Raw genomic sequence first — 11614 nt, 5'->3', positions numbered from 1 at the left:
ATTCAGTTAAAACGCAATAAATCCCCAAATGCTGATATGAAAAGGCTTTTGAAAGGAATTAACACAGACAAGCTGGTCAAATTTTGGCATAATAGCGCCCTTTTCAAGACATTCATTTGTTGACACCTTTGTTAATTCGCATGAGCGATAAGGACGAGAGTAATGACAGACAAAATGGCAGTAAATCGCGAAATGTTTAACGACGTTATGGTTCCAAACTACAACCCAGCGTCAATGATCCCGGTTAAAGGCGAAGGCGCCCGCGTGTGGGATCAAGACGGCCGCGAATATGTAGATTTTGCTGGCGGTATTGCTGTTAACTGTTTAGGTCATTGCCACCCGGCAATGGTGTCAGCGTTGCAAGAGCAAAGTCAGAAGCTATGGCACTTAAGTAACGTATTTACTAACGAGCCGGCGATTCGCCTTGCTAAAAAGCTGACCGATGCAACTTTTGCAGACCGCGTTTATTATGCAAACTCAGGTGCAGAAGCCAACGAAGCAGCACTAAAATTGGCACGTCGCTGGGCGATTGAAAAGCACGGTGAACATAAGCAAAAGATTATTGCTTTTACTAAAGGCTTCCACGGTCGTACTTTCTTTACGGTAACTGTTGGTGGCCAACCGGCTTACTCAGACGGCTTCGGTCCGAAACCAGGCGCTGTTGAGCACGTTGACTATAACGACGCTGAAGCGTTGAAAGCGCTTATTTCTGACGACACTTGTGCCGTTATGATGGAGCCGTTGCAAGGTGAAGGTGGTGTGGTAGCGCCAGACGTCGAGTTTGTAAAAACTGTGCGCGAATTGTGTGACCAGAACAACGCGTTGCTCATTTTTGATGAGGTTCAAACAGGCTTTGGCCGCACGGGTACTTTGTATGCTTATGAACAATTAGGCGTAACACCTGACATTTTGACTTCTGCTAAAGCGTTGGGCGGCGGTTTCCCAATTGGCGCTATGCTAACCACCAAAGAAATTGCCGAGCACCTGAAGCCAGGCACGCATGGCAGTACTTACGGTGGTAACCCGTTGGCTTGTGCTGTTTCTGAAGCGGTATTCGATATTGTGAACACCAAAGAAACTCTGGATGGCGTTAAAAAGCGCGAGCAGCTTTTCAAAGAAGAACTGCAGCGCATCAATGAAAAGTATAACGTCTTCAGTGAAATTCGTGGCCAGGGGCTCTTGTTGGGCGCGGCACTTAACGAGCAATACGAAGGTAAAGCGCGTGAATTCTTGTTAGCCGGTCAAGAGCATGGCGTTATGGTGTTAATTGCAGGCGCAAATGTTGTGCGCTTCACGCCAGCGCTCATTATTTCTGAAGACGATATCAAAGAAGGCCTGCAACGCTTTGAAAAAGCTGTTGCTCAGGTTGCCGGTTAATTACTGAGGCGTTTTTATGTTGCTAATCAGACCCATTAAGCCGTCAGATTACGAAGCCTTGTATCAGTGTGCGATTGAGTCAGGTCACGGGTTTACCTCGTTGCCCGTCGACCAGTCGCTACTAGAGCGCCGTATTGATCGTGCCCAAAAGGCTTTTCTAAAAGAGAACGTCGAAACACCGGGTGATGAAAGTTACCTATTTGTGATGGAAGACACCGAAACCGGAACCATCGCGGGTGTTAGTGGTATTGAAGCTGCGGTGGGTCTGGATGAAGCATTTTGGCATTACCGTCTCGGTAAAGTCGTGCATCATTCAGAAAAACTTAATATCTATAATGCATTGGAAACTTTGACCTTGTGTAATGACTACACAGGTGTGTCAGAGTTGTGCACCTTGTTCTTGCGCGAGCCTTACCGTCACAACATGAACGGTCGTACGTTATCGCGTTTCCGTATGTTGTTTTTGGCTCAGTTTAAACAGCGTTTCAGCGACTGGGTGATTGCAGAAATGCGTGGGGTTTCCGATGACAATGGTGACTCGCCGTTTTGGACTTGGCTGGAAGATAATTTCTTTTCCATGGACTTTCCAAAAGCGGATTATCTAAGCGGTATTGGCGATAAAACCTTTATTGCTGAGCTAATGCCACGCTTTCCAATTTACACGAACTTGTTGAGTGAAGACGCTCGTGCGGTTATTGGAAAAGTACATGACAACACGCGACCAGCGCTTAAATTGCTGGAGTCGGAAGGTTTCCGTTTCCGTGGCTTTGTCGATATTTTTGATGCTGGCCCAACGGTAGAAGCCGAGGTCTGCAACTTAAACAGTGTAAGAAACAGCAAAGTGGTAACTGTGAGTGTTAAAGAACAAGTACCTGAAGTTGAAGCAGCGGTGCCACATATTGTCTGTAATACTCAGCTTGAAAACTTTCGAGCCACCAAACTGTTGTTAGCAGAAGGTGCAGATGAGCTGATTCTCGATAAAGAGCAAGCAGATAAGATGCATTTAAGTGACGGCGACGACGCACGAATTGTCGCACTTTAAGCAGGAGTTAAATTTATGACAAACAGTATTCAGTTTATTAACGGAGCATGGGAAGCAGGCGAAGGCCAAAAATTCGATTCTGTTGACCCGGCTCGTAACGAAGTCATTTGGTCGGGTGAATCGGCCAGCGCGAACCAAGTGGAAAAGGCTGTTATGGCTGCTCGACAAGCGTTTCCGGAATGGGCTGAAAAGTCTGTCGACGAGCGTTTGGCTATTTGTAAAAAGTTTTCAGAGTTACTGGAAGAAAACAAAGAGCACTTAGCGCGTACCATGGCAAAAGAGACCGGTAAGCCGGTTTGGGAAACTCGTACAGAAGTTGGCGCTATGATGGGAAAAGTAGCAATTTCAGAGCGAGCTTATAATGAGCGTACGGGCACGGTTGAAAATGAAATGCCAGGCGCGAAAGCCTTTATCCGCCATAAACCGCACGGTGTTGTTGCCGTTTATGGTCCTTATAATTTCCCAGGCCATTTGCCAAACGGACACATAGTACCAGCACTTATTGCCGGTAATACCATTGTCTTTAAGCCCAGTGAGCTAACGCCTATGGTCGCTCAGGAAACCGTTAAGCTTTGGGAAAAAGCGGGTATACCTGCTGGTGTTCTTAACTTAGTGCAAGGCGAAGTTGAAACGGGTAAGGCGCTGTCTGCACACCCTCAAATTGACGGCTTGTACTTCACCGGCTCATCGAATACCGGACACCTACTGCATAAACAGTTCGGTGGTCGTCCGGATAAAATCTTAGCGCTGGAAATGGGCGGTAATAACCCATTGTTAGTGACCAATGTTTCGGACATTGATGCGGCGGTTCACAACATTGTGCAGTCTGCGTTCATTACCTCAGGCCAGCGCTGTACTTGTGCGCGCCGCCTGTTTATTGAAGACTCAGAACAAGGTCGAGCGGTACTAAAACGCTTAGTCGAAGTCACTGAAAATATTCTGGTTGACGACTATGAAGCAGAACCTCAGCCATTCATGGGCGCAATGATTTCTGCTAAAGCTGCCGGCGAAATGGTCGATGCACAGAATGAGCTTTTGCATAAAGGTGCCAAGTCGCTGGTTCGTATGAAGCAGGAAGACCCTAAAAAAGGCTTTGTGACACCAGGTATTGTTGATGTCACGGGTGTTGAAGGTCTTGAAGACGAAGAGCACTTCGGTCCGCTGTTAAAGGTGTATCGTTATAAAGAGCTTGATGATGCAATTAAAGAAGCAAACAACACGCGTTATGGCTTGTCGGCTGGTGTTCTTTGTGATGACGAGCAGACCTATCGCTACTTCTTTAAGCACATTCGGGCAGGCATTGTGAACTGGAACAAGCCAATTACAGGTGCGAGCAGCGCTGCGCCATTTGGTGGTATTGGAGCCAGTGGTAACCACAGAGCAAGCGCTTACTATGCGGCTGACTACTGTGCGTATCCTGTTGCTTCGGTTGAAGCTGATACCATGACATTACCTGAGTCATTGGCACCAGGACTTAAATTCTAGTCACAATCTGTGCTACTTTAGCGGTTGGGCAATTTGAATGATTGTCCAGCCGCATACGTAAAGAGAGTCAGATGATAGTAGAAACCGACGGATACATTGAGCTGATTCAGTACTTAACGGGGCAATTACCGTTATTTTCTGACCAAAGCGCGCAGGAAAAAACCGCAGACTACACCTTGCGAGACTTGATGGAAGAAAAGCTTTCCATGAGCATGATGGCGGTTTTTGAGCAAAATGAGCTGAGTCAGGAGCAGCGGCTCGATATTGTTCGCGAAACAGATACTATTGTTTATGACTTAGAAGAAGTTCTCTCCAAAGTATTGGATACTCATCCAACCCCAGAGCAGGAAGCTTTCATAGATGAGTTTGTCGGGCTGGTGAAAAACCTGTTTGACGAGCATCTGCGAGAGTATCGCGTATAACCTTACTGAAAACGACAAGGAACAATAATGGCTGATAATACGATGAACGCAAAAGTGAGCTGGCATGAGGACATGACGTTTGTAGCTACCTCCGGCAGCGGTCATCAGGTCATTATGGATGGAGACTCTCGAGGCAAAGCGCCAAGCCCAATGGAAATGGTCTTGATGTCTGCGGGCAGCTGCGCCTCGGTCGATGTTGTCAGTATTTTGCAAAAAGCCCGTCAGGACTTCAGCGAATGCTACTGCGAGCTTTCTGGTAAACGCGCTGATTCAACGCCCAAAGTCTTTACAGACATTCATATTGAGTTTGTGGTGGTTGGTAAAAACGTCAGCGAAAGTCATGTTGAGCGTGCGGTCAAACTGTCAGCCGACAAATACTGCTCAGTGGCTAAAATGCTGGAAGCCTCAGTCAACATCACTCATAGCTATCGAATAGAGGAAGCTTAAAGGCTACTGCTGGCTTGAGATCCAGTCGACTTGTCGGCGAACTTGGTTCTTTCTATCCATAATTTGCTCAATCAACGGCGTTAAAATAAGCTCCATTGCTAACGCCATTTTCCCTCCCGGCACGACCAGAGTATTGGTACGCGACATAAATGAACCTTCTATCATTTGTAAGTAAAACGGAAAGTCGACGTTTTTAATTCCGCGAAAACGAATGACGACAAAGCTTTCATCCAGCGAAGGGATGTCTTTTGCGCTGAATGGGTTGGACGTGTCTACCGTGGGAACGCGCTGAAAATTAATATGGGTGCGTGAAAACTGCGGCACAATATGATGAATATAGTCTTCCATACTGCGCACAATGCTGGTGGTGACCGCCTCTCTTGAGTGACCGCGCTCTGAAGTGTCACGAATGAGCTTCTGAATCCACTCTAGGTTAACAATGGGTACCATGCCGATAAGTAAGTCGACATACTGTGCAACGTCGTAGCTGTCGCCACAAACACCGCCATGAAGCCCTTCGTAGAAAAGTGCGTCGGTGCTTTCCGGAAGCTCTTCCCACGGGGTAAAGGTGCCTGGCATTTGGTTGTAAGGCACAGCGTCATCAAAACTGTGCAAATAACGTCGAATTTTGCCCTGGCCGGTTTGTGAATACGAGCGAAAAAGCGACTCTAAGCGGTCAAAGTCATTGGCTTCAGAGCCAAAATAACTGATGTGCCGCCCCTGCTCCTGAGCTTTGCGAATGGCTAGGTCCATTTCCGGTCGGGAGTAGCGGTGAAAACTGTCACCTTCCACAAAGGCAGCACTTACATCTAACGAACGAAAGATGTGTCTAACAGCCTGGCCTGTTGTGGTGGTTCCGGCGCCTGATGAGCCGGTGACCGCAATGATTGGATGCTTTGATGACATAACATTCCCGCACACTAAAACAGAACAGTTGTTATACGTTGCTTAGCCCGCAAGATCAATATTAGTAATGTGGTGGTGGCGGTTCTTTTGCGGGATCAGAATTGTCGGAGTTCTGCTCCTGCATTTGTTTTAAACGCTTACCGAGCCAGCGAATTTGACGCTGCATTTCAGTCATTTGCTGAGTTTGTTCCGTGACTAATTTATTCAATGAGTCAATGGTGTCTTCCTGAAAAGTGAGTTGCATTTCCAGGTTTGCCATTTGTTGTTCGACTTTCTTTAAATCCATTATTTACTGCCTGTTAAGTCAATTTCCCACCATTCAACCAGACCTGCTGAGCTTTCGCTGACGACGGTATTCTCAGCTTCGTCGAAAACCACTGCTAAAACCGACGCGTTACTTGGACGTCCACCGTCTCGTAAGTCGACTCGCCAGTCACTTAACAGTTTACCCGTAGCCGTGTTCCAAATGGCGATGCGACGCGAAGGGGCGCCGGTGATTAAGTAGTCTCCTGACTCACTGAAACGGGCTGCGCTAAAAATACGTTGCCGGTCAGGAAACTTCAATCGGCTCACTTCCTCACCACCGGGCAATGCTCGAATAACTGCATTATCTGTAGAGTCGGCAGCAAACGCATACTTGCCACTGGGGTGAAGTGCCACTTGCGTCATACGACCTTCATACTCCCAGCGGTGCACAATTTGGCCACTGCGAGTGTCCCATAAAATGGCGGTGTAGTCGTTAGATGCACTGAGTACATAAAAACCATTGGGTGAAATATCCAGCGCATTGACGGCTTCGGTATGACCGTAAAACTCTATGCGGCGGCCGGACTGCGGGTTAAAAGCGACCTGAGTGCCGTCACGTTTACCTAACACAACGGTACCACCGGACTTGCTCACAACAATTTTCTGAATGCGCCCATTACCAATGCTCCAAAAACCTAAGTTTTCACCGGTTTTCATATCCCACATAGAGAATTCATAGCGCGACGCAGCAACGGCAACACTATTGTCCGCGGCAATATCAACATCAATAATTTGTGAGACTTCACCTTCTTCGTGTTCCCACTGATACTTTGCGTTATTCGCGTAGCGTGGCCATAACAGTAAGCCGGTTTCGTCAGTAGACACTAAGCTGTAAGATCCGTCGTCTGATATGTCAGCCGCGTAGGTGCCATTTTCAGCATGGACCTTCTTGTGAATTTTATCAGGGGAAGGCTGGCAGGCACTCACTGCTAAAGTGAATAGCAGTATAGCGCTAAGCTTTATAAAAGGCATAGGCAACTCCCCTGTGGTTGTGTAGTATGGTTCTGTTCACTAACACTATTATGACATAGTCCGAAAGGATGCAAGACGATAATTGGAGAAAACAATGAAACATCTGATGAAACCGTTGGCAGTATCAGCGGTCGCCCTGGCGTTAGCCGCTTGTTCACAAGAAAAATTTCCGGCAAACGACACTCAGTTGCAGACAGAAAAAGACAAACAAGCGTACGCGTTGGGCTCATCGGTTGGTGGCTTTATTGCCCGTAACTTAGAACGCCAGGAAGAAGCTGACTTTATTCTTGAACGTGATGTCATCATTGCTGGTTTCGTGGATGCCATTAAAGGCGACCCTCAGCTGAGTGACGAAGAAGCAGAAGAAATTTTGAACGCGATGCGTCAGGAAGTGATGGAGCAGCGCCAAAACGTTTTAGGTCAGAAGTCGGCTGAAGAAGGTCAGGCTTACCTGGAAGAAAACAAGAAGAAAGAAGGCGTTAAAGTGACTGAGTCCGGCTTACAGTACGAAGTGCTGGAAGAAGGTGAAGGTGACAGCCCGGCTGAAACCGACATGGTCGAGGTTCATTATGAAGGTACCTTAATTAATGGTGAAGTATTCGACAGCTCTTATGAGCGTGGTGAGCCAACCTCATTCCCTCTGAACCGAGTTATTCAAGGTTGGACTGAAGGTCTTCAGTTAATGAAAGAAGGTGCGAAATACCGCTTTGTCATTCCAGCAGAGTTAGCTTACGGCGAGCGCGAAGTGGGTGGCGGACAAATTCCACCAAACTCAACACTAATTTTCACGGTAGAGCTGTTGGACGTGAAAAATACTGAAGAAGAGCCGGCAGGCGATACAGAGCAGTAATACTTTGTAATATGACGTGGCCTGACGTAATTAACGTCAGGCCACGTGCGTTTTAGGCTTATGCAGTTATAAGCTGATGCTCTTCTAAGTGGTTGAGTAATTGATCCTCAAACTCCATGCGAAGCTCAATGGCTTCACCTAACGCAGACAAGTCTCGGTCAAACTTGTCGCAATGATTGGTAGAATCGATATCGCCGTATTTGTCGTTAAAGTCTAATGCAATATCGGTTGTATCAGAGATTAACGGGAATAAGTCGTCTGCTAAGTCATCAACTGAATGTCCCTGACTGCTCGCTTCTCGGACAATCTGGTCATAAATTTCAAAATGACCACTGGATACATAATCAACTAACTGACCGCAGAAGTTTCTTATATCAACAACGTCTGGCAAGCCTTTATGACTGTTTTCATAAGGCGGTAAGGCGGCAAGTTTAAAGTAATTGATCAGCAAGTCCTGGCGTTCTTCCAGCCAGTGATCAATGGTTTTATGAGCGCCACCCCAGCGCTTTTTTGCCTGTTCATTACGGCTTAACATGATACTCTCCGTTATTGATATCAGTCATCAATGTAAATTCTCAGTCGTTAGAACTCAATAGGTTTTACGCAAAAATCGTCTTACAGAAGAAAGAACCGAAATATGGCAACTTTATACGCAACTCCAGCGAATGACGAACCCGCATGGTGGTTTGTTGTCAGCGCCGATCATATTTTTCTGACTCACGATGGCGAAGTGCCGTTTGGGCCGCTTAATGAGCTTGCTTTTCCGGACTTGGCGCAATACCAGGTTATTGAAATTGGCGAAATTCGCGAAAGAACCTGCTATCTGGTCATGGCGGATTACATGGATGAGCAGTTTAAAGGCGGTGATTTTGCACCGTTGCGACAGCTGTTAAAACCGGATGACATGGAAATATTCAAGATGGCCGGGCGTGCGCGGCAGTTCAGCGACTTCCTGAATACACACCGATTCTGTGGCCGCTGTGGTACTCGCATGCAAAGTGTTGAATGGGAACTTGCCATGCACTGCCACCAGTGTCAGCACCGCTGTTATCCGCGAGTGTCCCCTTGCATTATTGTTGCAATCACAAAAGGCGAGCAACTGCTTCTAGCTCAGGGTAAACGACATAAAGCGGGGCTTTACTCTATTCTAGCCGGATTTGTGGAAGCGGGAGAAAATCTGGAGCAAGCACTCGAGCGTGAGGTGTACGAAGAAGCTGGTATTCGTGTGAAAAACATTCAGTATCATATGAGCCAACCTTGGTCTTTTCCGCATTCTCTTATGATGGGCTTTACCGCCGAATGGGAGTCCGGCAATTTGCATATTGACCCTCACGAACTGGTTACCGGAGACTGGTTCCCAATTAATGACTTACCTCAAATCCCCCCGCAGGGAACTATCGCACGCACACTTATCGATATAGCCATAAAGAGGTAGAAACCGGCTAGCTATAAGTTTTCATGGAGTGCGCGCGCATGCACTGCTAAAATGCGCGCCAGAATTTTGTAAAAATGGATGAGTTATGACGGCTCCAGTATTAAAAAATGATCGTTATCTTCGCGCCTTATTGAAGCAACCTGTTGACCGGACGCCAGTTTGGATGATGCGTCAAGCAGGACGCTATTTACCTGAGTATAAAGAAGTTCGGGCCGAAGCTGGCGACTTTATGTCGCTTTGTCGTAATACGGAGCTGGCGTGCGAAGTCACTCTGCAGCCGCTACGCCGTTTTGATTTGGATGCAGCTATTTTATTCAGCGACATTCTCACTATTCCTGATGCTATGGGCCTTGGGCTGTATTTTGAAGCGGGTGAAGGGCCTAAGTTTAAAAATCCAGTCAGAGACATGGCGGCGATAAAAAACTTGTCAGTACCTGACATGGAAGATGAGCTGGGCTATGTCATGGATGCGGTTAGAATGATTCGCCGTGAACTGCAAGGTGAAGTGCCCCTGATAGGCTTTTCCGGCAGCCCCTGGACGCTGGCGACTTATATGGTCGAAGGCGGCAGCACTAAAAACTTCTCCAAAGTTAAGCAGCTAATGTTTGCAGAGCCCGAAGCCATGCACCACCTGCTGAATGTACTGGCTGACTCTGTCACTCAATATTTGAATGCGCAAATAGCCGCAGGAGCGCAGTCGGTTATGATTTTCGACACCTGGGGCGGCGTGTTGTCACCACGAGACTACAAAGAGTTCTCGCTAGCCTACATGGAAAAAATTGTAAAAGGACTGACGCGTGAAGCCGACGGTCGCAAAGTACCAGTGACGTTATTTACTAAGAATGGTGGTCAGTGGTTAGAAGCAATGGCGGCGTCAGGAGCCGATGCTCTGGGAGTTGATTGGACAACCGATTTATCAGACGCACGCGCACGCGTTGGCGGACAAGTTGCTTTGCAGGGAAATATGGATCCGAGCGTTTTGTACGCTTCGCCTGAGCGCATTGAACAAGAGGTTCAGACAATACTGGAAAGCTTTGGTCACGGGAATGGTCATGTGTTCAACTTAGGGCATGGTATTCACCCGGAAGTAAACCCAGAGCATGCGAAAGCGTTTATCGATGCGATTCATAAACACAGCCCGATATACCATAAGTAAACACCCTGACTTGTAGATTCGGGCAAAAACGCATCTAAAATACTGAATTTGCGATTAAAGACCGATAATCCTCGTTAAGTGCACCGCCTTTATGGCGGTGTTTTTCGTACAATAAGCTATGTTTAAAACCGTTGGACACAAGCTTTTAGAGGTCAACATGGCGAAACGTAGCTGGATTAACCCAATTACCATTGTGGTTGTCGTTTTATTAGCGGCAGCAATTTACTTATTTGGGTTTCCACCAAAAGAAGCGGTAGAGCAGGGAGAGCAGCAGGCCGTGCCGGTAAAGGTACAGCAGGCAGAGGTCAGTGAGTTTCGGGATACTATCGAGGCTTTGGGTACTGCTATGGCCAATGAAACTGTCGAAATTACTGCGCAGACACAAGACGTGGTTGATAAAATCTACTTCGACAGTGGTGACCTGGTGAAAGAGGGTCAGCTTTTAGCCGAGCTTAACGCACGCAAAGAAGTTGCTCGTGTTCAACAAATTAAGTTCAGCTTAGACGAAGCAAAACGTCAGTTAGATCGTATTGGTGAGCTGCGTCGTGGCAATGCAGCGTCACAGCAACAGCTCGATGAACAACAGGTAAAAGTTAATGGCTTACAGGCAGACCTGGAAGTCGCAGAAGCCACGTTGCGAGAAATGAAGATTTACGCTCCGTTCTCAGGACGCGTAGGTATCCGTCAGGTCAGTCCTGGGTCTTTAGTAGGTCCAGGCGACGTCTTCACAACGTTAGACGACATTAAACCGATAAAAATCGATTTCAGTGTGCCAGAGCGTTTCTTTGCCAGCATAGCGGTGGGTCAGGAAGTAATGGCGCGCAGCCGGGCATACCCGGGAGAACTTTTTAGCGGACGCATTACCAGCATTGATGCACGCATTGACCCGGTAACCAGAGCTGTACGTGTTCGAGCCAAAATAACCAATGATGATGAGCGCTTGCGCCCGGGGATGCTGTTGCAAATTACCCTATTGCGCAGTATCGACGAAGCCATGTTGTTACCGGAAAAAGCGTTGGTTCCTATTCAAAACCGCCAGTATGTTTATGTGTTAACTCCTGACAACAGAGCCCGTCAGAAAGAAGTGACCATTGGTCGAAGAAAGCCGGGCATTGTTGAAATAACCGATGGTTTGAAGCCTGGTGATAAAGTCATCATTGAAGGTATTGTTCGCCTTCGCGACGGAATTCCAGTATCCGTTCAGGGAGAGTAATTT

Annotated in this window: 13 protein-coding genes; 9 read left to right on the top strand and 4 right to left on the bottom strand. The window is 47.3% G+C overall.

Annotated elements, in window-relative coordinates:
* Positions 1-174 precede the first annotated feature (174 nt).
* The 5 genes from UM402_RS11365 (at position 175) to UM402_RS11345 (ending at position 4773) form a co-directional block, all read left to right on the top strand.
* Complete coding sequence (locus tag UM402_RS11365) at positions 175-1377, top strand: aspartate aminotransferase family protein (RefSeq protein ID WP_058578613.1); 1203 nt, start codon at positions 175-177, stop codon at positions 1375-1377.
* A gap of 16 nt (positions 1378-1393) precedes the next feature.
* The gene (gene astA / locus UM402_RS11360; protein ID WP_058578423.1) at positions 1394-2419 is read left to right on the top strand and encodes an arginine N-succinyltransferase; all 1026 of its coding nucleotides are present in this window, start codon (positions 1394-1396) and stop codon (positions 2417-2419) included.
* Between the two features lie 15 nt (positions 2420-2434).
* Complete coding sequence (gene astD, locus UM402_RS11355) at positions 2435-3904, top strand: succinylglutamate-semialdehyde dehydrogenase (protein ID WP_053954343.1); 1470 nt, start codon at positions 2435-2437, stop codon at positions 3902-3904.
* 71 nt (positions 3905-3975) lie between these two features.
* On the top strand, positions 3976-4326 hold the full coding sequence (locus UM402_RS11350; protein ID WP_058578422.1) for a DUF3802 family protein: 351 nt from the start codon (positions 3976-3978) through the stop codon (positions 4324-4326).
* A gap of 42 nt (positions 4327-4368) precedes the next feature.
* On the top strand, positions 4369-4773 hold the full coding sequence (locus tag UM402_RS11345) for an OsmC family protein (protein WP_322295486.1): 405 nt from the start codon (positions 4369-4371) through the stop codon (positions 4771-4773).
* Between the two features lie 3 nt (positions 4774-4776).
* Here the strand turns inward: UM402_RS11345 and UM402_RS11340 are convergent, their stop codons facing one another.
* From UM402_RS11340 to UM402_RS11330, 3 genes are all read right to left on the bottom strand, one after another.
* A complete protein-coding gene (locus tag UM402_RS11340) occupies positions 4777-5679 on the bottom strand; it encodes a phosphoribulokinase (protein ID WP_053954340.1) in 903 nt (300 codons plus the stop codon).
* Positions 5680-5740: 61 nt separating this feature from the next.
* Positions 5741-5965: a SlyX family protein gene (locus UM402_RS11335; protein WP_058578420.1), complete on the bottom strand. Its 225-nt coding sequence runs from the start codon at positions 5963-5965 to the stop codon at positions 5741-5743.
* Complete coding sequence (locus tag UM402_RS11330; protein WP_058578419.1) at positions 5965-6957, bottom strand: WD40 repeat domain-containing protein; 993 nt, start codon at positions 6955-6957, stop codon at positions 5965-5967. Before UM402_RS11330 ends, UM402_RS11335 begins: the two co-directional genes overlap by 1 nt.
* Positions 6958-7051: 94 nt before the next feature.
* Here UM402_RS11330 and fkpA point away from each other — a divergent pair, with 94 nt between their 5' ends.
* On the top strand, positions 7052-7807 hold the full coding sequence (gene fkpA, locus UM402_RS11325) for an FKBP-type peptidyl-prolyl cis-trans isomerase (RefSeq protein WP_058578418.1): 756 nt from the start codon (positions 7052-7054) through the stop codon (positions 7805-7807).
* Between the two features lie 58 nt (positions 7808-7865).
* Here fkpA and UM402_RS11320 read toward each other — a convergent pair whose 3' ends face one another.
* Positions 7866-8342 carry an Rsd/AlgQ family anti-sigma factor gene (locus tag UM402_RS11320; protein ID WP_053954336.1) on the bottom strand — a complete coding sequence of 159 codons (477 nt, stop codon included), beginning with the start codon at positions 8340-8342 and terminating at the stop codon, positions 7866-7868.
* A 102-nt stretch (positions 8343-8444) separates the two neighbouring features.
* On the opposite strand from UM402_RS11320, the gene nudC reads away from it, so the two are divergent.
* From nudC to UM402_RS11305, 3 genes are all read left to right on the top strand, one after another.
* Complete coding sequence (nudC, locus tag UM402_RS11315; RefSeq protein WP_058578417.1) at positions 8445-9242, top strand: NAD(+) diphosphatase; 798 nt, start codon at positions 8445-8447, stop codon at positions 9240-9242.
* An 85-nt stretch (positions 9243-9327) separates the two neighbouring features.
* Entirely contained in the window at positions 9328-10398 is a 1071-nt protein-coding gene (gene hemE, locus UM402_RS11310) for a uroporphyrinogen decarboxylase (RefSeq protein ID WP_058578416.1), read from the top strand.
* A 157-nt stretch (positions 10399-10555) separates the two neighbouring features.
* Entirely contained in the window at positions 10556-11611 is a 1056-nt protein-coding gene (locus UM402_RS11305; protein ID WP_058578612.1) for an efflux RND transporter periplasmic adaptor subunit, read from the top strand.
* Positions 11612-11614: the final 3 nt, after the last annotated feature.

The sequence above is a fragment of the Idiomarina sp. OXR-189 genome (assembly GCF_034373425.1).
GTDB classification, from domain to species: domain Bacteria; phylum Pseudomonadota; class Gammaproteobacteria; order Enterobacterales; family Alteromonadaceae; genus Idiomarina; species Idiomarina zobellii.
This window is presented reverse-complemented; position numbering and strand designations above follow the sequence as displayed.